Origin of the sequence: Caulobacter sp. DWR1-3-2b1, assembly GCF_049895765.1 — a bacterium.
In the GTDB taxonomy this organism is placed as follows: domain Bacteria; phylum Pseudomonadota; class Alphaproteobacteria; order Caulobacterales; family Caulobacteraceae; genus Caulobacter.
On sequence record NZ_JAFCSZ010000002.1, the window covers coordinates 287189 to 307787 of the forward strand.

The window sequence follows — 20599 nt, forward strand, 5'->3', positions numbered from 1 at the left end:
ACCTCGGATGGCTCGCGGCGCCGTGCACAGTCAGAGGGAGACCGAATTCTCGCCCGCCCTGATCGGGTCGGTCGCGCTGCACGGGCTGCTGGCGGCGGCGATCCTGATCGGCCTGCCGTGGAAGAAGCCCACGCCCATCACCTTGGGCGAGAGCGTGCCGGTGACGATCGTCACCAACGGCCCGACCAATGTCCGCCCGGCGCAGGAAGCGCTGGAAGAGCAGACGGCCCTGACCGAGGAGCCGATCCCCGAGGCGACGCCGACCCCGCCCGCCCCCGTGCCGGCGCCCGTTCCGACACCCGCCCCGACCCCGCCGTCCAAGGCCGCGCCCAAGCCGACCCCGACGCCGACGCCAGCCAAGAAGCCGGCGCCGGCCAAGGCCAATGACGACTTCTTCGCCTCGCTGGAGGCGTCGCTGTCGAAGACCAAGAAGTCGACCGGCAAGCCCGCCGCCAATGCGCCCAAGGGCCCCAGCCGCGCAGAGACTTCGGTCTCGGCGCGTCCCGCCGCAGGCGCGGCCACCGGCCTGTCGGCCGCCGCCCTGGGCCGCTTGCAGGGCGAGGTGCAGGATCGCTGGAACCCCAATTGCGAAGTCGAGGGCGGCTCCAGCGTCAATGTGCGGGTGGTGTTCGTGATCGGTCCGGGCGGACGCGTCGTCGGTCAGCCGGAATCGCCTGGCACATCCTCGCCGGACTCCGTGGTCAAGGCCGCGTCCGACCGCGCGGTTCGCGCGTTGTTGCAGGCCTCGCCGTTCGCCTATCTGCCTTCCGACCTCTACGGTCAGAAAATCGCCCTGAACTTCAACGCAAAACAGGCCTGCTCGCGATGATGACGCCCAAGGGGAATGTGATGCGCTTGAAAGCCCTGCTTCTGATGGTCGCCGCCCTGGTCGGCGGCGCCATGATCGCCGGCCCGGCCGCCGCCCAGATTGAGGTCGACATCAATGCCGGCGCGGTCAAGCCGCTTCCGATCGCCGTGCCCGCCTTTTCCGGAACGCCGCGCGGGGCCGAGATCGCCCAGGTCATCACCGGCAATCTGGAGCGCTCGGGCCTGTTCCAGCCGCTGAACGTCGCGGCCGTGGCCGACAAGCTGCCGGACGTGAACGTCCAACCGCGTTTCCCGGACTGGCAGGCGACCGGGGCCCAGGCCCTGATCAACGGCCAGGTGACCGTGGGCGCCGACGGCGGCCTGCGCGTCGATTTCCGCCTGTGGGACGTGTTCAGCCAGCAGCAACTGCTTGGCCTGCAGTTCAGCTCGACGCCCGACAACTGGCGACGTGTGGCCCACAAGATCAGCGACGCCGTCTATGAGCGCCTGACCGGCGAAAAGGGCTATTTCGACACCCGCGTGGCCTTCGTGGCCGAGAGCGGCCCGAAGGTGGCCCGGGTCAAGCGTCTGGCGATCATGGACCAGGACGGCGCCAACCCGCAGTTCCTGACTGACGGCTCCTATATCGTCATGACCCCGCGCTTCTCGGCCACCAGCCAGGAGCTGACCTATATGGCCCTGCGGCCGACGGGCTCGTCGATCTACCTGCTGAACCTGGAAACCAGCCGCCAGGAAACGGTGGGCAAGTTCCCGGGCATGGTCTTCGCCCCGCGCTTTTCGCCCGACGGCCGCAAGGTGGCCTTCTCGGTCGAGAAGGGCGGCAACAGCGACATCTACGTGCTGGACCTGCGCAGCCGAAATTCGGTGCGGATCACCACCGACCCGGCTATCGACACCTCGCCCTCGTTCTCGCCGGACGGAAGCAAGATCGTCTTCAACTCCGACCGGGGCGGCCAGGCGCAGCTCTATATGATGAACGCCGACGGCTCGGGCGTGCGCCGCATCTCCTATGGCGGCGGTCGCTACACCACCCCGGTGTGGAGCCCGCGCGGCGACTTCATCGCCTTCACCAAGCAAAGCAGCGGCCGGTTCCACATCGGCGTCATGCGCACCGATGGCTCGGACGAGCGCCTGCTGACCACCAGCTATCTGGACGAGGGCCCCACCTGGGCGCCGAACGGCCGGGTGCTGATGTATTTCCGCGAGACCCAGAGCGGAACGCCGCGCCTGTGGACCGTCGACATCACCGGCCGGATCCTGCGTCCGGCCGCCTATCAGGGGCAGGCCTCCGACCCGGCATGGTCGCCCTTGCTCGACTGAATCAGGCCCTGGCGAAACCTTGGCCGTTTGCAGGCGTTGCTGTGACGGTTCGCCTTGCAAGTGAATCAAGGTCGCGACAAGGTCATCTGACGGCATTATGAGGCTTGGTTAGGCATTTTGATTGCCCCACCAAGGTGCTTGGCGCGTATCCATCAGGTCCGAACCGAGGTTTTGAGGAGAAACTGGATGAACTTCGACACCAAGCGCGCCGCTAGACTGGCGCTGATCGGTTTGGCGGCCGTGTCTCTCGCCGCCTGCGCTTCGCGTCCGAAGCCCGCCGGTCCCGGCCCTGTCGCTCCGAGCCAGCCGTCGAACCCCAGCGATCCGTACACCCCGCCGCAATCGCCCGGCGTGAACCAGGGAGCGATCCCCGGTTCGGTGCAGGACTTCGTCATCAATATCGGTGAGCGCATCTATTTCGACACCGACGAATATGCCGTCCGCAGCGACGCCCAACCGGTGTTGGCCGCCCAGGCCCAATGGCTGAACCGCTACCAGGGCGTTCGCGTCCGCATCGAAGGCAATGCCGACGAGCGCGGCACCCGCGAATACAACCTCGCCCTCGGCGCCCGCCGCGCCAACGCCGTCCGCGAGTTCCTGGTCGGCCAGGGCGTCTCGGGCGCGCGCATCGAGACCCTGTCCTACGGCAAGGAACGCCCGATCGACGCCGGAACCTCGGAAGACGCCTGGGCCAAGAACCGTAACGCTCGCACCGCCATCACCGACGGCGCGCGCTGAAAACTCGTTATTCCGGAGGCCTCGCAGAGGCTGTCCGGGACCCGGGGGCCAGCGCACTGCGGCTGCTCCTGGGTCCCGGCTTCGCCCGCGGCCTTCGCCGGGGGCGGCCGGATGATGGGCTGTTTTAGGGGATGCTGATCGCAGCCCTCGGGTGAGAGTTTTTTCCTCCGCCCCACTTTTGTCCGCAATCAGGGCATAATCGCCGACATGAAGCTGAAATCCGCCCTGCTCGCCGGCCTGCTGGCCCCTCTGCTCGTCATGGGCGCCGCTCCGGCTCTCGCCCAGACGCCCATGCCCGAGGATCCTCTGGACGATCGCTCGGTCAAGCGCGTCGAGCGTATGGAGAAGGTGGTCCGTGAACTGCGGGCCATCGTCTTTCAGGGCCGCGACACCGGCAAGCCGGTCGTAGTTCAGCCGGCCGAGACCGAGGCCCAGATCCTGACCCTGGGCGAGCGCATCGGCGATCTCGAACAGACGCTGCAGAAGGTCAACGGCCAGAACGAGACCCTGACCCACGACCTGGACCAGGCCCGCCGGGCGTCAACGGAGCAGAAGACGCGCGGCGACGCTCTGGAAGCCCGGCTCGGGGCGCTGGAAGCCAAGCTGACGGCCATGGAGACCGCTGCCGTCCAGGCCGCCGCCGAACCGCCGGCTCCACCCGCGCCGCCTGCTGATCCTGCCCTGGCCTTCAAGCAGGCCCGCCAGTTCCTGCTGGACGGCGACTACGCCAATGCCGAAGCCGCCTTCTCGGCCTATGTGAGCAACTATCCCGACACCGCCAGAACGCCCGAGGCCCGCTACTGGCTGGGCGAGACCCTGTTCGTCCGCGAGGCCTATGGCGACGCCGCCGGCGCTTATCTCGGCGCCGTCCGCGGCTGGCCGCAGACCAGCTGGGCGCCGGACGCCACCCTGAAGCTGTCACGCTCGCTGGTGGCCCTGAAGAAGCCCACCGACGCTTGCAAGACCCTGGACGAGCTGGCCAAGCGCTATCCCAAGGCCCCGCCGGCCGTCGTCTCGCGAGCCGCCTCGACCCGCGTCGCGGCCAAGTGCGCCTAAACGAGGTTTCGGCCGTCCTCGACCGGCGGCTGGATCCTGGAAGCCTCGCCCCTCTGGCGATTGGCTTTTCCGGCGGCAGCGACTCGCTGGCCTTGCTGATTCTGACGCTGGACTGGGCCAAGGCCCATGACCGGCCGGTGCTGAGCCTGACCGTCGATCATCGGCTGCAGCCAGACAGCGGCGCCTGGACCCGTGACGCCGTGGCCAAGGCCCGGTCGCTTGGCGCGACGGCCCTGGCCCTCTCCTGGACGGCCGACAAGCCGGCCACCGGTCTTTCCGCCGCCGCCCGCCGGGCCCGCCACGCCCTGCTGGCCGATGCGGCCAGGGCCGCCGGAGCCCGCATCCTGCTGCTGGGCCATACCGCCGACGACATCGCCGAGGCCGCCGTCATGCGCGCCGAGGGCTCGACCGTTTCCGATCCGCGCGACTGGGCGCCGTCGCCGGCCTGGCCGGAAGGGCGGGGCGTTTTCCTCCTGCGCCCCTTGCTGGACCAGCGCCGCGCCGACATCCGGACGTGGCTGGCCGAGCGGGGCGAAACCTGGCTCGACGATCCGGCCAACGACGATCCCGGGTCGGCCCGCGCCCGGGCCAGGCGCTCTGCGCCGGCGGTCGCGACCCCCGCCGCGCCGATCCGAACGCCTCCGTCCTTCGAGGGCGATCGGCTGGGCGTCATCGTCCTGCCGCGAGACGCCGCCGCCGCTCACCTCGCCGCCGCCTGCCTGTGCGCGGCCGGAACTGACCGTCCGCCGCGCGGCGAGCGTCTTGAACGGCTGGTCGCCCGGCTGCGTTCGGGCGAGCGTTTCACCGCCACCCTGGCCGGCGCGCGAATCGAGGCCAACCCCGACGCCGTGCGATTCCACCGCGACGCCGGCGAGTCGGCGCGGGGTGGCCTGGCCGATATGGCCCTCTCGCCGGGCGAAACCGGCGTCTGGGACGGCCGCTACGAAATTTCGGCGGGGAGCGCGCCGATCACCGTCCGAGCCCTGAAAGGTCTGGCCGCCACTCTGTCGAAAGCCGAGCAAGCCGCGCTCAAGACCGCGCCCGCCGCAGCCCGTCCGGCCTTGCCTGCCTTGGTTTCGGCGAGCGGAGCGGTGAGCTGTCCCATCCTCGGCGGCCCGACTTTTGCAGTCTGCGATGGCGCGCGAATTGGGGCTCTATTCCTGGATCGTTTCAGGGCTGCGACCGGCCTTATCGACCAAGAATGCGTGACCTGACCACGCGCGCGTGGCGCAAGCGCTCGCGACCCCCTATCTTGGGAGGTCGAAGGCTATCGTTGGGAAGACGACGCGTATGAATTTCAGGAATCTGGCCATCTGGCTGGTGTTCGTTGCGGTGCTGGTCGGCGTGTTCGTCGTGAACCAGACCTCACGCACTCAGACCGGCGGCGAAATCAGCTATTCGGAGCTTCTGCGGAAGGTGGACGCCGGCGAGATCAAGTCGGCCGACATCGCCGGGCAGATTGTCCAGGCCAAGGACGGTTCGGGTAAGGTGCTGACCGTCAACGCCCCGAACAATTCGGACGAACTGGTCAATCGCCTGGTGGCGAAGGGCGCGGACGTCAAGTTCAAGGGCGGCGGCATCAGTCTGCTGGCCATCCTGGTCAACCTGCTGCCGATCATCCTGGTGATCGGCGTGTGGGTGTTCTTCATGCGCCAGATGCAGGGCGGGGCCAAAGGCGCCATGGGCTTTGGCAAGTCCAAGGCCCGCCTGCTGACCGAGAACAAGAACAAGGTGATCTTCGACGACGTCGCCGGCGTGGACGAAGCCAAGGAAGAACTTCAGGAGATCGTCGATTTCCTGAAGGATCCAGCCAAGTTCCAGCGCCTGGGCGGCAAGATCCCCAAGGGCGCCCTGCTGATCGGCCCTCCCGGTACGGGTAAAACCCTGATCGCCCGCGCCGTCGCGGGTGAGGCGGGCGTGCCGTTCTTCACGATCTCGGGTTCGGACTTCGTCGAGATGTTCGTCGGCGTCGGCGCCAGCCGCGTGCGCGACATGTTCGAGCAGGCCAAGAAGAACGCCCCCTGCATCATCTTCATCGACGAAATCGACGCCGTCGGTCGCCATCGCGGCGCCGGCCTGGGCGGCGGCAATGACGAGCGCGAACAGACCCTCAACCAGTTGCTGGTCGAGATGGACGGCTTCGAGGCTAATGAAGGCATCATCCTGATCGCGGCGACCAACCGTCCCGACGTTCTGGACCCCGCCCTGCTGCGTCCCGGCCGCTTCGACCGTCAGGTCGTGGTGCCCAATCCCGACGTCGCCGGCCGCGAGAAGATCATCCGCGTCCACATGAAGAATGTGCCCCTGGCCGCCGATGTCGATGTGCGCACCCTGGCGCGCGGCACGCCCGGCTTCTCAGGCGCCGACCTGGCAAATCTGGTCAATGAGGCGGCCCTTACGGCGGCCCGCAAAGAGCGCCGCATGGTCACCATGCACGACTTCGAATACGCCAAGGACAAGGTCATGATGGGCGCCGAGCGTCGCTCGATGGCCATGAGCGAGGATGAGAAGAAGCTGACGGCCTATCACGAGGGCGGCCACGCCCTGGTGGCTCTGCGCGTCCCCGTCGCCGATCCGGTGCACAAGGCCACCATCGTACCGCGCGGCCGGGCCCTGGGCATGGTCATGCAGCTTCCCGAGGGCGACCGCTACTCGATGAGCTTCGACATGATGACCTCGCGCCTGGCGATCATGATGGCCGGCCGGGTGGCCGAGGAACTGATCTTCGGCAAGGAGAAGATCACCTCGGGCGCCTCCAGCGACATCAGCGCCGCCACGGGCCTGGCCCGCAACATGGTCACCCGCTGGGGCTTCTCTGACAAACTGGGCACCGTGGCTTACGGCGACAACCAGGACGAGGTGTTCCTGGGCCATTCGGTGGCGCGCACCCAGAACGTCTCGCCCGAGACCATGATCACCATCGACGCTGAGGTCCGCCGCCTGGTCAAGACCGGTGAGGACGAGGCTCGCCGGATCCTGACCGAGGACCTGGAAAACCTGCACGCGGTGGCCAAGGCCCTGCTGGAGTTCGAGACCCTGAGCGGCGACGAGATCATCGGCGTCATGAAGGGCGTCCAGCCTACGCGGACGGACGAGGAAGAGAAGAAGCCGGTCGCCCCGATCTCGTCGGTGCCGATCTCGCCTGCGGGCGTGACAGCCTAAGCTTTTCTGCTTTCGGAAGATGTTGAAGCCGGATCGGTTCGCCGATCCGGCTTTTTCTTTGGGTCGTCGAGAGGCATGGCAGGGCGCAAACACGCGACATGACGCGGGGGGCGTCTGCGCCTAAAACACCTCAATGATCGCCCGTCACGCCCGCCCCCGCGTCATGGGGATCGTCAATGTCACGCCCGACAGCTTCTCGGACGGCGGACGGTTCTTCGACGACGCCCTGGCCCTGGCCCATGCCCGCCAGTTGATCGCCGACGGGGCCGACATCCTCGACATCGGCGGCGAGTCGACCCGGCCGGGCGCCGCGCCCGTGGCCCAGGCCGATGAACTGGCGCGGGTCATCCCGCTGGTTCAGGCGATCCGCGCCCACAGCGGCGTGTCGATCTCGATCGACACCATGAAGCCCGCCGTGGCCCGCGCCGCCGTCGCGGCGGGAGCCACGATCTGGAACGACGTCGCGGCCCTGCGCGCGGCGCCGGACGCGCCCGAGGTCGCCGCCGAGATGGGCTGCGAAGTGGTGCTGATGCACATGCTGGGCGAGCCCGACACGATGCAAGATGCCCCGCGCTATAGTGACGTCGTGGCCGAGGTCGAGGCCTTCCTACTGGCCCGCGCCTTCACGGCCATGGCCGCCGGGGTCGAGCGTGGGAAGATCTGGCTGGATCCCGGCATCGGCTTTGGCAAGACCACCGAGCACAACCTGGCCCTGATCGCCGCCCTGCCGCGGTTTGTGGCGCTAGGCTATCCGATCCTGCTGGGCGCCAGCCGAAAGCGCTTCATCGCAGCCATCGATCCCCTGGGGGCACATTCGGATGACCGTTTGGGCGGCTCGCTGGCGGCGCATCTGGCCGGCGCGGCGGCGGGCGTCGCGGCGGTGCGGGTCCACGACGTGCGCGAGACGGCGCAGGCGCTTGCGGTGTGGGAAGCGGTGGGCTCCGCCCACTGAGGGTGTAATTGGCGACGGTGCGCCTACTGGACCAGCACCAGAGCGCGGGCGTTTGCGGCGATCACCCTGGCCAAGTCATCGGTCGAACACCGGTGACGTCCCGATAGCCATTCCTCCAGCAACGCCAGGTGACCGCCAGCAATCTGGACCGCGATCAGGCGAAGCGGAACCGCCGATCCCGTTCGCTGACTACGGATCTGCTCTTCAATCAACCCTGTCAGAGCACGCATAGCCACCGCGCGAGCCCGACCGCCAAGGAGCGCTCGAACGATAACGCGTTTTTCCCAGAAATGTAGGAGCAGGGACTCGAGGTCGCCAGGCACGGCGTTCGACATTGTCGCGTCACTCAACGGAAGCAACACCTTCAGCAGGCGCTTTTCCAGAAGGTCCTCTTGCCCGTCGAAATGTTCGTAGAAGGTCGAGCGTCCAACCTGCGCTGCTTCCGCCACGCGCGCGGGGGTGGTCTTCTCGTAGCCCTCGCCGAGAAAGATATCATTGAAGGATTGCTCAAGCGCCGAACGGGTTCTGTCGACGCGCTTATCTACCATTGGCTATCGGATCCCAGACGAATGTTCTTCGGTGTTCCACTTCCGACGGATCGGCACAAGTGTCCAAGATCTCGGGGAGCCCTTCCGGCTAACTAGGGCTTCGTTTTGATGAACAGGACCATCCCATGACAGCAGCCGCTCACCCTATGCCGCCCCCCGCCCGCCTTGCGGCTGCGCTCGTTGGGTGCACAGCGCTCCTGGAAGTCGCGCTGGTCACGCATCATCCCGTCGTTTCCCGCGCCGAGCAGGAGTCCGGCATTCCCTTCGGGGGGCTCGCCGCGATCATGCAGACGAATCTCACCTTCCACGCCGTTCTCATGCTCATTGTCGTCGGTCAGCTCCTTGGACTGTTCTTGCTTGCGCGCCGCCTTGGTCTGGATCGGCCATTGGTTCTCGTCGGGACGATCTTCTGCAGTCTCGCGGCTGCCCTTCTGGTGATCGCGATGACCTTTGACGGCTTCGTGGTCTACGAATTGATCTCTCGCTGCAACGCGTCGGCGGCGGGCTGTACAGCGGCGACAGCGGACGGTCTGCGCCTGATGGCGGCGGTGATCCAGGGATTCACGAAGCTGGGCTTCGGAGCGCAATGCTTCGGTTTCGTCGCCTTTGGCATCGCTTCATGGTCGCTTGGCGGGAAGGCGCGTATTGCGGCAGCCGCCTCTGTCATGGCTGCTGCAGCCCCGGTAGCGATCCTGATGTCGGGAGACTACGTCGGACCTGAGCAACTGACCCAGATCCTCGCACTCCTCGCTGGCTGGGGCCTCTGCATGGCAGCCATGCTTGCCGCAGAGAGCTTCAAGCCTTCCGCTAAAAGTGCCGGTGCGGCGCCCCTTGTGGCGGCGAAAGACTGATCGTCCATCCCGACGATCTAAGCCGCCGGCCGTGAGGTAGAGGGTCGCTCCCTTCGGCGCCAAGATGAGTGCGGACCCATCCATAAACCTCCGTCATCCCGGGACTTGTTCCCGGGACCCATGGTTCAGCTTCCATATGAGTGCTTCGTTCCGCTCAGCACTTGCGGCGGGCAAATGGGATCCCGCGAACAAGTCGCGGGATGACGAGGTTTGCATGGGTTATGGGGATTGGACCTGCTCCATCCCCGTGCTTTCCGAGGCAAACTCCAGCTAGATCAGCAGCTTGTAAAAAACTTCATCGCCCCGATCCTCGGCGCTGAAACCGCCCGTATTCTCAGTGCTGTCCCCGTCGCAGGGGGAGGGCGCTTGGTACCGGCCTGATGCGGCGACGGGTGATGAAGCTGAGCGGGGCCGCGCGGTCACGCGGCGGGTACGATGGTGGTCTGTTCGTTGGATTGATCCGGGACCACCGGACCACTCGCAGGTGAGACAGCGCGGAATAAAGGAGGGCGGGGGTCAGAAGCCGCCTATCGCACATCGTCGGCGTCGAGACGGATAGCCGATCGACGAGATGCGCGCCCGTCCGGGGGTTAATTGGGAATCAGAGCTGAAACTCACGCTCGTGTGCCCCAATCCTCACGGTCAAGAACAGCTTGGCGAAGCGGACAGGTCGAACCGAAACGCACAAAACACATCACGGTCATCCGGGGTCGCCCCGGCCGCTTCGCGCCTCCCCAACCACTTGCAGCCAGTTTGGCGCGAGGCTGAAAAGCCGTGTCCGACGCCGGGACGCCCCCTCCGTCACGCTGCGTATTCGCAGCTCGCCACCTCCCCCGTTGTACGGGTGAGGCGATGCGATCTTCTCCTCCCTTGCGTAGCGGGGGAGGTGGCGCGGCGCGCCCCCAAGCAAAGGATGGAGGCGACGTGACGGAGGGGGCGTCCCGATCCTTGCCGATGATCGCTCCCCCCTTCGCACCCTGCCGATTCCCCCCTAGGACTCCCGTCATGATCCAAGCTCATCTAGGCCGCGTTCTCGTCATCGCCGGATCGGATTCCGGCGGCGGCGCGGGCATTCAGGCCGATATCAAGACCATCACCGCCCTGGGCGGCTATGCGGCCACAGCCATCACCGCCGTGACCGTGCAGAACACCCTGGGCGTCACCGGCGTGCATCCGATCCCGCTGGAGATCATCGCGGCCCAGGCCCGCGCCGTGCTCGACGACATCGGGGCCGACGCCATCAAGACCGGCATGCTGGGCGATGTCGGGGTGGTCGAAACGGTGGCGGCCGCGCTGGACTATTCCAAAGGCGTTCCTGCTGTCATCGATCCGGTGATGGTCGCCAAGGGCGGGACCAGCCTGCTGGCCGACGCCGCGATCGGCGCGGTGAAAAGCCTGATGATCCCCCGCGCCGCCCTCCTGACGCCCAACGCGCCCGAGGCCGCGGCCCTCACAGGGCTTGCGGTCGAGACCACCGATGACCTGCGTCGGGCTGGCGAGGCGCTGCTGGCGCTCGGCGCCAAGGCTGTGCTGATGAAGGGCGGTCATGTGGCCGGCGACCGCGTCGTCGATCTGCTGATGACCCCGGCCGGCGAGACCAGCTTCGAGGGCGAGCGGATCGACACCCGCCACACGCACGGCACCGGCTGCACCCTGGCCTCGGCCTGCGCCGTCGGTCTGGCCCAGGGCCTGCCGCTGGAACAGGCTGTGGCGCGGGCCTGGAACTATGTGCACGAGGCCATGCTGCGCGCGCCCGGCTTCGGCGGCGGACACGGACCCCTGGACCACGGATGGACGCTGCGGAAATGACGACTTCCCTCGAAACCCGCCTGATCGACATCATCTACGGCGTGCCGACGACGATGCAGGTGCTGCGGACGATCCGCGATCTGGGGCTGCCCGACGCGATGATCTTCTCTGGCGCGATCTATCAGCCGGTCTGGAACCACCTGACCGGCCGCGCGCCGGACTACGGCATCAAGGACTACGACGTCGCCTATCACGACGCCTCGGACACCTCCTACGAGGCCGAGGATGTGGTGATCCAGCGGGTCGCCACAGCGTTTGAGCCGCCGCTGCGCGAGCTGGTCGAGGTGCGAAACCAGGCCCGGGTGCATCTGTGGTTCGAAAAGAAGTTCGGGGCCGACGAGCCCTATCCGCCGCTCGAGGACAGCGCCGCCGCCCTCAAGCGGTTCGTCGCCACCGCCTTCTGCGTGGGGGTTCGGATGGAGGCCGGCGACACCTTGAGCCTCTTCGCGCCGTTCGGGCTGGAGGACCTGTTCGCCCTGTACCTGCGGCCCAATCCCCTGCGCGTGAAGGGCGCGGGCGGCTGGGAGCGAACTACCGCTTCCGCCCAGGCGCGCTGGCCGGAGATCACGGTGGAGGGGACTTGATTGTCATCATGACAATGTTTGCTTTGATCCATGATTCAATTCGCATTAGCTCTGTCGCCGTCATTTTCTGAAGGACCCGCGCCATGCGCCAGTGGACCATCGACGCCTTTGCTTCCGCGCCGTTCAAGGGCAACCCGGCCTGCGTGGTCGAGCCGCTCGACGCCTGGCCGTCGGCTGCCTGGATGCAGACCCTGGCGGCGGAGAACAATCAGGCCGAGACCTCGTTCCTGCAGAAGACCGGAGACCCGGCGCGGTTTGGCCTGCGCTGGTTCACCCCGGCCGTCGAGGCGCCGATCTGCGGCCACGCCACCCTGGCCGCAGCCCATGCGCTGTTCTTCGAGATGGGCGTCGAGGCACCGCTCCTGACCTTCGACACCCACGCCGGCGAACTGACCGTGCGCCGCGACGGCGACCGTCTGGAGATGAACTTCCCCGCCGACCTGCCGCGCCAGACCCCGATTCCCGACGGTCTCGCCCAGGCCCTAGGCGAGACGCCGGTCGAAGTCTGGGCCGGCATGTATCTGATCGCAGTGATGAAGGATGAGGCGACGGTGCGCGGGCTTCGGCCCGATCAAACGGCTGTGAAACTGATCGGCGGAGAGGCCACCGGCGGTCCTGGCCAGATCGTGGTCGTGGCCCTGGCCGATGCGGGCCATCCCTATCAGGTGGTCAGCCGCTTCTTCGCGCCGGGCTGCGGCATCCCCGAGGATCCGACCACCGGCTCGGCTCACTGCATCCTGATGCCGCTGTTCGGCGACAAGCTGGGACGCGAGGTTTTGCACTTCCATCAGGCCTATCCCGGCCGGGGCGGGGACCTGGAATGCGAAAGCCGCGGCGCGCGCATTCTGTTGCGCGGCCGCGGCTTTACCGTGGTGGAAAGCCGGCTCCGCCTGGAGCCGGTCTGACCTGCATGCGGACTACCAGCGCGGGCGATAGTCGTCGCGACGATCGTCGCGACGATCGTCACGGTAGTCGCGGTCATGGTCGCGATGTCCGTCACGGTAGTCGCGGTCATTGTCGCGGCCATAGCCCGAACCATAGTCGCGATCATGACGCTCGTAGCGGATCGCGGCGCTGATGCGGTCGAAGCGACGGTCGAGGTCGGCGCGTTCCCAGCCGCTCAGGCCGTCGCGGCGATAGCGATATTCCAGGCGGGCGGTTTCGCGCAGTTGAATGTTGAGACGATAGGCTTCGGCGCGGCTCAGCGAGCCATTGCGCAGGCCTTGATCGATCCGGTGCTCGAGCCGGTATTGGCGCTGATTGCCGGATTGGGCGGACGCTACAGCAGGGACAACGGTGGCGGCCGTCAGGGCCGAGACCGCCGTGATCGAAAGCAGGATCTTCTTCATCGGTCGGTTCCTCTCAGGAATGTCTCCATCGCCTGTGTGACGACGTTGACCCCAAGAAAACACGTCTCGCCTGAAGCGGTTCTGAGCCGCTCGTTGTCTGGCGTTCAGGTTCGAAAAAACTTCGCGAGGCTTTTCAGGCCGCGTCGGCGAGGCTCGCGGCGGTCATGGCGGCCTCGATGGCCGCATAGAGCTTGGTCACTTCGATGGGCTTGGCGACGTGACCATCCATGCCGGCGGCCAGATAGCCTTCGACCTGATGGGCCAGGGCGTTGGCCGTGACAGCCACGATCGGCGTGCGAGCGCGACCCTCGGCGCGTTCCAGCTCGCGGATGATCTTGGCGGCCTCGACGCCGTCCATGATCGGCATATGGATGTCCATCAGGATGATGTCGTGCCCGCCGCGCTTCCAGGCCTCGATACAGGCCACGCCGTCGGCGACCAGCTCGACCTCGGCGCCCAGCGGGGCCAGGACGGCAGTGATGACCCTTTGATTGGTCGGATTGTCGTCGGCGGCCAGCACGCGAGGACGGGTGCGGGCCGTGGGCCGCGCCTCTTCGACGACCTCGGCGGCCAGGGCCATCTCGCCGCCGCGCGGCATGGCCAGCACCACGGTGAAGGTCGAGCCTTGGCCTTCGCGGCTTTGCACGGCGATCCCGCCGCCCATCAGGGTGGCCAGTTCGCGGCAGATCGCCAGGCCCAGGCCGGAGCCGCCGAACTGGCGGGTGGTCGAGCTGTCGGCCTGGACGAACTTGTCGAACAGGCGCGGCTGGATGTCGGCGGAGATGCCGATGCCGGTGTCCGCCACATCGATGCGCAGGCCCGAGCCGTCCTCGGCGGAGGCGAACCGCACGGCCACCGCGCCGTTCAGGGTGAATTTCAGAGCGTTGGAGATCAGGTTGCCGAGGATCTGCCGCAGACGATCGACATCGCCGAGCCAGACGCCCTGGGCCTCGGCGGCGACGGCGACCTCGAAGGCCAGACCCTTGTCGCGCGCTTCGCCGACAAAGCTGTCGCGCAAGGCGGCGGCCAGGGTCGCCAGATCGAAGTTCTCAGCCGCGAGGTCGAGCCGTCCGGCCTCGATCTTGGATAGGTCGAGCACGTCGTTCAGCACGGCGAGCAGCAGGCCTCCCGAATCGCGGATCACCGCCAGACGCTCGCGCTGGGCGGGCTTGAGATCATCCATCGCCATGACCTCGGCCATGGCCAACACGCCGTTCAGCGGCGTGCGGATCTCGTGGCTCATATTGGCCAGGAAATGGGATTTCAGGACATTGGCGGCATTGGCCTCGTCGCGGGCCGTTACCAGTTCGGCCATGGCGCCGCGCAGGTCCTGGTCGTTGATCTCCAGTCGCCCGACCAACTGGTTGAAGCTCTCGGTCAGGCTCTGGAAGACGTCGTCCTTGCTGGTCTGCTCGACGGGCCGGAAATGGCCGTCGGCGGCCACGGCCTGCATCGCCTCGGTCAGGCGCTGCATGGGTTGGGTCATGCGGCGCGCCAGGCTATTGGCCAGGAGAATGGCCAGGCCGGCCGAACCGAAGAACAAGGTGCCGGTCAAGGCGAGGTCCCGGGCCAGAATCTGCTCCAGGCGTGGCTCGCGAGCCACCAGCGACAGGCTGCCGATCGGACGGCCGTCAAGCAGGATCTTTTTCTCGACGGTCTGGGTCGGTTTGCCGATGGCTTCACCGCGTGGCGAATCGCCAAGGCGGGCGACGATGCGACCTTGCAGATCCGAGATCTGGACGCCGGCCACGTGGGGGGCTTTGACCACGGCCTCAAGCGCGCTGCGGACACCGGCCACGTCGCCCGCTGCGAGCGGCGCTGCGGCGCCTGCGGCGATCATCTGGGTCAGAACCTGATGATTGGCCCGGGCCTCCTGCCGCGCGACGCTCCATTGCTGGACCATGAAACAGGCGCAGGCGGCAACCAGGGCGATGACCGTCGTGATCAGCGCAACGCCCGCGATTCGCGCCTGGAGCGGCGCGTACGTTGGCGTGTCAGCGTTGCGAAGCGGGTCAGGCATGGGCCGTCCGAGTGAAATCAGGAGCTCATTTTGCAGGCATCTCCCTAACGCTTCGCTTCCAAGCCCGGAGGGGAACGCGACAAATCAACACTAAGAGGTGTTTCTGATTGCGCACCCGTTAAGACTTCGTTTACCTTGATTGACAGGTTCTTAACGGGAGATGGGCATGGAAAAGGTTTTTGTTGCACAGCGGATCGCGACGAAGTTGTTCGCGACGGAAAACGCCGTAGACGCGGCGATGGTTGAAGCGGCCGAACTGATGGCCGACATGCTTAAGGCTCGCAAGGACATCGGCCTGTCGGTCGTGGTCGGCGACCGCGCCAGCTCCAAGCTCGTTGAAGCTCTTGCCGCTCTGGGCGAAGCGCGCTCGGCCATGGTCGAGATGCACTCTGAGCTGAACGACGTGAAGCTGCGCATCGGTGTCCGTACCAAGATGATCGGCGTTGAGGACAAGCCGCCGCAAGGCGCTTTCCGTCGCAGTGATATCCAGCCGGTGCGCGAAGCGATCTAAAAACGATCATTGCAATAGTTTAACTGCTTTAGGCCTCTAATTCCGGTTAGAGGCCTTTTGCATGTACTCTTCCCTCGAACCCATTCTTGTTTGGCTGCTCATCATCGCGGTGTTCGCCTTCGCTTGGGCGAAAGGTGGCGCGCCGGAGCGTTGGGGTGTCGGCATCGTCCTGGCGGGCGGGGCTTTCGCGCTGCTGGTCCACTGGGGCGCTCCCGCGTCGTTGCACGCCCTGTTGCTGCTGGGCGGCGAAGGCGCGATGGGACTGGCTTTCCTGATGCTGGCCCTGCGCTATGCCAGTCCTTGGCTTGGCGGCGCCATGCTGTTTCAGGCGATCCAGTTCAGCCTTCACGCCTATTATCTTGTCGGCGAGCTGCCCCGGGATTTCACCTACGCGGTGATCAACAACATCGACACCCTGGGGGTCCTGGCGTGCATCCTGCTCGGTGCCTTGCTGGCTTGGCGAAAGCGGAACCGCCTCGCAAAATAATTGCCGACAGGGCGCGAAAAAGCGCCGTCCGCGACAATTCTCTCCTTGCCTTCCCCGTCGAAACGGAGTTTCTCGCCGGCGGGCCACGCCCCCCCAACGGGGCGCTGTCCATCTGTAAGGATGGGAGACATCGTCATGACTACCCTCGCCAAGCCGGCGCAGCGCCCGGCTCGTCCCGAGTTCTCTTCCGGCCCCTGCGCCAAGAGGCCCGGCTGGGCCCCCGAAAACCTCAGAAACGCCGTGCTGGGCCGTTCGCATCGCTCCAAGCTGGGCAAGGCGCGCCTCAAGGCCGCCATCGACCAGACCCGCGAAGTGCTCGAGGTCCCCGCCGACTTCCTGATCGGCATCGTCGCCGGCTCCGACACCGGCGCCGTCGAAATGGCCATGTGGTCGATGTTGGGCGCTCGCCCGGTGCAGCTGATGGCCTTCGAATCGTTCGGCAAGGACTGGGTCACCGACGTGACCAAGCAACTGAAGCTGCCGAACGTCGAGGTACTCGACGCGCCCTACGGCCAGCTGCCCGACACCGCCAAGGTCGATCCGGCCAAGGACCTGGTCTTCACCTGGAATGGCACCACCTCGGGCGTCCGGGTCCCAAATGCCGACTTCATTTCGGCCGACCGTGAAGGCATCACCATCTGCGACGCCACCAGCGCCGCCTTCGCCCAGGACCTGGACTGGACGAAGCTCGATGTCGTGACCTTCTCCTGGCAGAAGGCGCTTGGCGGCGAAGGCGCGCACGGCGTGCTGATCCTGTCGCCCCGCGCTGTCGCCCGTCTCGAGAGCTATACGCCGGCCTGGCCGATGCCCAAGCTCTTCCGCATGACCAAGGGCGGTAAGGTCAGCCTCGATATCTTCGAGGGCGCGACGATCAACACGCCCTCAATGCTCTGTGTCGAAGATGCGCTCGACGCCCTGAAGTGGGCTTCGTCGATCGGCGGTCTGGAAGGCATGCAGGCCCGCGCCGACCAGAACCTGGCCGTGCTCGCCGACTGGGTGGCCAAGACCCCGTGGGTCGACTTCCTGGCCGCCACGCCGGACATCCGCTCCAACACCTCGGTGTGCCTCAAAGTCGTCGATCCCACCATCGCCGCCCTGCCTGACGACGCCCAAGCCGACTTCGCCAAGAAGCTGGCCAGCCTGCTCGAGAAGGAGGGCGCCGCCCTCGACATCGGCGGCTATCGCGACGCTCCGGCCGGCCTGCGCATCTGGTGCGGCGCCACGGTCGAGGCTTCGGATCTGGAAGCCCTGACGCCCTGGCTCGACTGGGCGTTCGAGACCGTCTCGGCCGAACTGGTCGCCGCCTAACCAACGCCCTGCGACCGAGCCCTCGTCCCGCGACACGCCAGGACCGGGGCTCGGCTCTCACGCTTCAGTAGCCTGATCCTCGGTTCGTCGAAAACGAGGGTGGCTCTACCAGATTGGACCTCCCCATGACCGCTCCCCGCGTCCTCATCGCCGACTCCCTGTCCCCCGCCGCCGTCGCCATTTTCACGGCCCGCGGCGTCCAGGCCGACGTCAAGACCGGCCTTACCAAGGCCGAACTGCTCGAAATCATCGGCGACTATGACGGCTTGGCCGTCCGCTCGGCCACCAAGGCCGATCCGGACGTCATCGCCGCCGCCAAGAAGCTGAAGGTCATCGGCCGCGCCGGCATCGGCGTCGACAACGTCAACATTCTGGCCGCCACCGCCGCCGGCATCGTCGTGATGAACACCCCCTTCGGCAACTCGATCACCACGGCCGAGCACGCCATCGCCATGATGTTCGCCCTGGCTCGCCAACTGCCGGCGGCGGATGCCAGCACCCAGGCGGGAAAATGGGAGAAGAACCGCTTCATGGGCGTGGAACTGTACGCCAAGACGCTGGGCCTGATCGGGGCCGGCAATATCGGCTCCATCGTCGCCGACCGGGCCCAGGGCCTGAAGATGAAGGTCGTGGCCTTCGACCCGTTCCTGAGCCCCGAGCGCGCCATCGAGATCGGCGTCGAGAAGGTGGAACTGGACGAGCTGCTGGCCCGCGCCGACGTCATCACCCTGCACACGCCCCTGACCGACAAGACCCGCAACATCCTGTCGGCCGAAGCTCTGGCCAAGGTCAAGAAGGGCGTGCTGATCGTCAACTGCGCCCGTGGCGGCCTGGTCGACGAGAACGCCCTGCGCGCCCTGCTCGACAGCGGCCACATCGGCGGCGCGGGCTTTGACGTGTTCACCGAAGAGCCGGCCAAGGCCAATGTGCTGTTCGGATCGGACAAGGTCGTGGCCACCCCGCACCTGGGCGCCAGCACCAATGAAGCCCAGGAAAACGTCGCCCTGCAGGTCGCCGAGCAGATGAGCGACTACCTGTTGACCGGCGCGGTGACCAACGCCCTCAACAGTCCCTCGATCAGCGCCGAGGAAGCCCCCAAGCTGAAGCCGTTCGTGGCTTTGGCCGAGAAGATCGGCGCCTTGGCCGGCCAGATGGTCGATTTCGGCATCGCCGCGATCGACATCGCTTACGAGGGCGAGGTCTCCAAGCTGAACGTCAAGCCGCTGACCTCGGCCGCCCTGTCGGGGATCCTCAAGCCGATGCTGGCCGAGATCAACATGGTCTCCGCGCCCGCCGTGGCCAAGGAGCGCGGCATCACCGTCTCGGAGAGCCGCCAGGAGGTCAGCCCCACCTATGACAGCCTGATGCGCATCACCATCACCACCGAAAAGGGCAAGCGCGCCTTCGCCGGTACGGTGATCGCCGGCGCGCCGCGCATGGTCGAGGTCAAGGGCATGGAGCTGGATGCGGGCTTCTCGCCAGCCATGCTCTATATCAACAATCTCGACAAGCCGGGCTTTATCGGGGCCTTGGGCATGCTGCTGGGCGAGGCGGGCGTCAATATCGCCACCTTCAACCTGGGCCGTCTCTCTGCTGATGAAGATGCGATCGCCCTGGTCGGCGTCGATCAGGCGCCGGAGGCCGAGCTGCTGGCCAAGATCCAGGCCCTGCCGCACGTCAAGGAAGCCCGCGCGCTGACCTTCTAATGTGAATGCCCTTCTCCCCTTACGGGAGAAGGTGTCATCCGCAAGACGGATGACGGATGAGGGGTTGTGCCGACCTATCCGTGCGACCCCTCACCCCACCCATTACCCTCGGGCGCGCGCTCTGCGCGACCCGGGGGTGGGCCGCCCTCTCCCGCAAGGGGAAGGGGAAACAGAGGATCCGATGTCCCTCCTCATCCCCCGCAAGATCAACCGCCTCGGCCTTGCAGTCTTTGTCGCCGCCACGGCGTTCACGCTGTATGCGGCCGTGGCGCCGGGGGATGACACCGCCGGCCTGATCCCGTGGGACAAGGCCAAGCACTTCATCGTCTTCTACGGCCTGACCTTCCTGGTCACGTTCGCCCTACCCAAAAGCCGGTTCTGGAAGATCGCGCTGGTTCTGCTGGGCTTTGGGGTCGCCATCGAGATCTTGCAGGGCCTGCCGATCGTCAGCCGCGACGCGGATATCTTTGACGTGGTCGCCGACACCCTGGGCGTCGGCTTCTTCCTTGGACCGATCCTGGTGCGGGACTGGATGGCGCGGTCCTAGCTGCGCGTCGATGCGCCAGACGTCAGAAGATGCCTGGCGGCTTGGCCTGCGGCAGAAAGATGATTGGCCGATGGACGGCCCTGACGCCGCGCGAGACGGTCCACCAGTTGAAGATCAGCTCGGTGACGAAGGCGTAGACCCGGCACTGGAAGTCGTCTTCCGACGGGGTGATCTTCGTCGACATGTGGAAAAGCAGCGGAAACAGCCACTCGCAGTAGTCGTCCAAGACTTTCCGCTTGGCCTTGAACATGCACCAGAAGTGCAGCGGGTGGACCTCGTCGAAGAATTTCACGAAGCCGGGATACTCCTCGGGATAGATCTCGGCCAACGCCGCCAGCAGGCCGTTCCAGTCTTCCCCGCGATAGACGTGGCGGTACCAGGCCGCTCCGGCGAATTCGACCGGGATCATCGCCGGCAGGATGATGTCGCAGAGTTTCAGCTCGAAATCGAACAGCGAACCGTCGGGATTCTGGTCGAGGATCAGCTGGGCCAGGGACACGTCGACCGAGACGCCCTTGTACTGGTCCGGCGGGAACAGGGTGGGCGAGAAGAAGCGACGGTAGTGGCACCAGCCGACCTTGTCCTCGGTGGTGTTCTTCCACACCCAGTAGAGGCCGGTCAGTTCGCCGAAGTTGCGGTTCAGGTGCGAGATGTGGTCGCCGACGTCATCGCGCAGGAAACCCGGCCAGGCCTCTTTCTGCGCCGAGCCGGTCTGGACGGGCGCGAAATAGCTCACGGCCGGCTGCTCAGTCTGGATGTGACTGGCGACATAGGTCTTGAGCATGGCTTCTCCGAAGGCCGTAACCTTAAATGCGGCTATCAT

At 66.4% G+C, this 20599-nt stretch carries 19 protein-coding genes and 1 pseudogene; 16 read left to right on the forward strand and 4 right to left on the reverse strand.

Annotation, left to right across the window (positions count from 1 at the left end; translation table 11 throughout):
• Window positions 1–7: 7 nt before the first annotated feature.
• The 7 genes from ACP69S_RS03490 to folP all read left to right on the forward strand — a co-directional run bounded on the left by ACP69S_RS03490 (window position 8) and on the right by folP (window position 8056).
• Window positions 8–829, forward strand: a complete 822-nt coding sequence (locus ACP69S_RS03490; protein WP_425994882.1) for an energy transducer TonB — start codon at window positions 8–10, stop codon at window positions 827–829.
• Window positions 830–849: 20 nt separating this feature from the next.
• Window positions 850–2148, forward strand: coding sequence for a Tol-Pal system beta propeller repeat protein TolB (gene tolB / locus ACP69S_RS03495; RefSeq protein ID WP_425994884.1), 1299 nt, complete (start codon window positions 850–852; stop codon window positions 2146–2148).
• Window positions 2149–2319: 171 nt separating this feature from the next.
• On the forward strand, window positions 2320–2886 hold the full coding sequence (gene pal, locus ACP69S_RS03500; RefSeq protein ID WP_425994886.1) for a peptidoglycan-associated lipoprotein Pal: 567 nt from the start codon (window positions 2320–2322) through the stop codon (window positions 2884–2886).
• Between the two features lie 207 nt (window positions 2887–3093).
• Window positions 3094–3942, forward strand: coding sequence for a tol-pal system protein YbgF (gene ybgF, locus ACP69S_RS03505; protein ID WP_425994888.1), 849 nt, complete (start codon window positions 3094–3096; stop codon window positions 3940–3942).
• On the forward strand, window positions 3933–5156 hold the full coding sequence (gene tilS, locus ACP69S_RS03510; RefSeq protein ID WP_425994890.1) for a tRNA lysidine(34) synthetase TilS: 1224 nt from the start codon (window positions 3933–3935) through the stop codon (window positions 5154–5156). Before ybgF ends, tilS begins: the two co-directional genes overlap by 10 nt.
• Before the next feature lie 76 nt (window positions 5157–5232).
• On the forward strand, window positions 5233–7104 hold the full coding sequence (gene ftsH, locus ACP69S_RS03515) for an ATP-dependent zinc metalloprotease FtsH (protein ID WP_425994892.1): 1872 nt from the start codon (window positions 5233–5235) through the stop codon (window positions 7102–7104).
• Window positions 7105–7240: 136 nt separating this feature from the next.
• Complete coding sequence (gene folP, locus ACP69S_RS03520) at window positions 7241–8056, forward strand: dihydropteroate synthase (RefSeq protein WP_425995005.1); 816 nt, start codon at window positions 7241–7243, stop codon at window positions 8054–8056.
• A 23-nt stretch (window positions 8057–8079) separates the two neighbouring features.
• On the opposite strand, the gene ACP69S_RS03525 is transcribed toward folP, so the two are convergent.
• The gene (locus tag ACP69S_RS03525; RefSeq protein ID WP_425994894.1) at window positions 8080–8604 is read right to left on the reverse strand and encodes a TetR/AcrR family transcriptional regulator; all 525 of its coding nucleotides are present in this window, start codon (window positions 8602–8604) and stop codon (window positions 8080–8082) included.
• A gap of 125 nt (window positions 8605–8729) precedes the next feature.
• Between ACP69S_RS03525 and ACP69S_RS03530 the strand changes: the two genes are divergently transcribed.
• The 4 genes from ACP69S_RS03530 to ACP69S_RS03545 all read left to right on the forward strand — a co-directional run bounded on the left by ACP69S_RS03530 (window position 8730) and on the right by ACP69S_RS03545 (window position 12753).
• Window positions 8730–9455 (forward strand): hypothetical protein, encoded by a 726-nt coding sequence (locus ACP69S_RS03530; protein ID WP_425994896.1) that lies wholly within the window; start codon window positions 8730–8732, stop codon window positions 9453–9455.
• Window positions 9456–10460: 1005 nt separating this feature from the next.
• Window positions 10461–11264 carry a bifunctional hydroxymethylpyrimidine kinase/phosphomethylpyrimidine kinase gene (gene thiD / locus ACP69S_RS03535; protein WP_425994898.1) on the forward strand — a complete coding sequence of 268 codons (804 nt, stop codon included), beginning with the start codon at window positions 10461–10463 and terminating at the stop codon, window positions 11262–11264.
• Window positions 11261–11848, forward strand: coding sequence for a nucleotidyltransferase family protein (locus ACP69S_RS03540; protein ID WP_425994900.1), 588 nt, complete (start codon window positions 11261–11263; stop codon window positions 11846–11848). The genes thiD and ACP69S_RS03540 overlap by 4 nt, the downstream gene beginning before the upstream one ends.
• Before the next feature lie 83 nt (window positions 11849–11931).
• Window positions 11932–12753 carry a PhzF family phenazine biosynthesis protein gene (locus ACP69S_RS03545; RefSeq protein ID WP_425994902.1) on the forward strand — a complete coding sequence of 274 codons (822 nt, stop codon included), beginning with the start codon at window positions 11932–11934 and terminating at the stop codon, window positions 12751–12753.
• 81 nt (window positions 12754–12834) lie between these two features.
• On the opposite strand, the pseudogene ACP69S_RS03550 reads toward ACP69S_RS03545, so the two are convergent.
• Window positions 12835–13197 (reverse strand): annotated as a pseudogene (locus tag ACP69S_RS03550) (hypothetical protein); the annotation flags it as partial.
• A gap of 133 nt (window positions 13198–13330) precedes the next feature.
• Window positions 13331–15217: an ATP-binding protein gene (locus ACP69S_RS03555; RefSeq protein WP_425994904.1), complete on the reverse strand. Its 1887-nt coding sequence runs from the start codon at window positions 15215–15217 to the stop codon at window positions 13331–13333.
• Between the two features lie 160 nt (window positions 15218–15377).
• Between ACP69S_RS03555 and ACP69S_RS03560 the strand changes: the two genes are divergently transcribed.
• From ACP69S_RS03560 to ACP69S_RS03580, 5 genes are all read left to right on the forward strand, one after another.
• A complete protein-coding gene (locus tag ACP69S_RS03560; protein WP_425994906.1) occupies window positions 15378–15728 on the forward strand; it encodes a hypothetical protein in 351 nt (116 codons plus the stop codon).
• A gap of 61 nt (window positions 15729–15789) precedes the next feature.
• A complete protein-coding gene (locus ACP69S_RS03565) occupies window positions 15790–16215 on the forward strand; it encodes a hypothetical protein (RefSeq protein WP_425994908.1) in 426 nt (141 codons plus the stop codon).
• A 135-nt stretch (window positions 16216–16350) separates the two neighbouring features.
• Window positions 16351–17523, forward strand: coding sequence for a phosphoserine transaminase (locus tag ACP69S_RS03570; protein ID WP_425994910.1), 1173 nt, complete (start codon window positions 16351–16353; stop codon window positions 17521–17523).
• Window positions 17524–17648: 125 nt separating this feature from the next.
• A complete protein-coding gene (gene serA / locus ACP69S_RS03575) occupies window positions 17649–19229 on the forward strand; it encodes a phosphoglycerate dehydrogenase (RefSeq protein WP_425994912.1) in 1581 nt (526 codons plus the stop codon).
• A gap of 181 nt (window positions 19230–19410) precedes the next feature.
• Window positions 19411–19776, forward strand: coding sequence for a VanZ family protein (locus ACP69S_RS03580; protein WP_425994914.1), 366 nt, complete (start codon window positions 19411–19413; stop codon window positions 19774–19776).
• Between the two features lie 22 nt (window positions 19777–19798).
• On the opposite strand, the gene ACP69S_RS03585 is transcribed toward ACP69S_RS03580, so the two are convergent.
• Window positions 19799–20560, reverse strand: coding sequence for a DUF4422 domain-containing protein (locus ACP69S_RS03585; RefSeq protein ID WP_425994916.1), 762 nt, complete (start codon window positions 20558–20560; stop codon window positions 19799–19801).
• Window positions 20561–20599: the final 39 nt, after the last annotated feature.

Excerpts from the sequence above, each read along its gene's own strand:
- ACP69S_RS03490 (WP_425994882.1), top strand. The coding sequence starts at position 8 with ATGGCTCGCGGCGCCGTGCACAGTCAGAGGGAGACCGAATTCTCGCCC.
- tolB (WP_425994884.1), top strand. The coding sequence starts at position 850 with ATGCGCTTGAAAGCCCTGCTTCTGATGGTCGCCGCCCTGGTCGGCGGC.
- ybgF (WP_425994888.1), top strand. The coding sequence starts at position 3,094 with ATGAAGCTGAAATCCGCCCTGCTCGCCGGCCTGCTGGCCCCTCTGCTC.
- ftsH (WP_425994892.1), top strand. The coding sequence starts at position 5,233 with ATGAATTTCAGGAATCTGGCCATCTGGCTGGTGTTCGTTGCGGTGCTG.
- ACP69S_RS03525 (WP_425994894.1), bottom strand. The coding sequence starts at position 8,604 with ATGGTAGATAAGCGCGTCGACAGAACCCGTTCGGCGCTTGAGCAATCC.
- ACP69S_RS03530 (WP_425994896.1), top strand. The coding sequence starts at position 8,730 with ATGACAGCAGCCGCTCACCCTATGCCGCCCCCCGCCCGCCTTGCGGCT.
- thiD (WP_425994898.1), top strand. The coding sequence starts at position 10,461 with ATGATCCAAGCTCATCTAGGCCGCGTTCTCGTCATCGCCGGATCGGAT.
- ACP69S_RS03540 (WP_425994900.1), top strand. The coding sequence starts at position 11,261 with ATGACGACTTCCCTCGAAACCCGCCTGATCGACATCATCTACGGCGTG.
- ACP69S_RS03545 (WP_425994902.1), top strand. The coding sequence starts at position 11,932 with ATGCGCCAGTGGACCATCGACGCCTTTGCTTCCGCGCCGTTCAAGGGC.
- ACP69S_RS03555 (WP_425994904.1), bottom strand. The coding sequence starts at position 15,217 with ATGCCTGACCCGCTTCGCAACGCTGACACGCCAACGTACGCGCCGCTC.
- ACP69S_RS03560 (WP_425994906.1), top strand. The coding sequence starts at position 15,378 with ATGGGCATGGAAAAGGTTTTTGTTGCACAGCGGATCGCGACGAAGTTG.
- ACP69S_RS03565 (WP_425994908.1), top strand. The coding sequence starts at position 15,790 with ATGTACTCTTCCCTCGAACCCATTCTTGTTTGGCTGCTCATCATCGCG.
- ACP69S_RS03570 (WP_425994910.1), top strand. The coding sequence starts at position 16,351 with ATGACTACCCTCGCCAAGCCGGCGCAGCGCCCGGCTCGTCCCGAGTTC.
- serA (WP_425994912.1), top strand. The coding sequence starts at position 17,649 with ATGACCGCTCCCCGCGTCCTCATCGCCGACTCCCTGTCCCCCGCCGCC.
- ACP69S_RS03580 (WP_425994914.1), top strand. The coding sequence starts at position 19,411 with ATGTCCCTCCTCATCCCCCGCAAGATCAACCGCCTCGGCCTTGCAGTC.
- ACP69S_RS03585 (WP_425994916.1), bottom strand. The coding sequence starts at position 20,560 with ATGCTCAAGACCTATGTCGCCAGTCACATCCAGACTGAGCAGCCGGCC.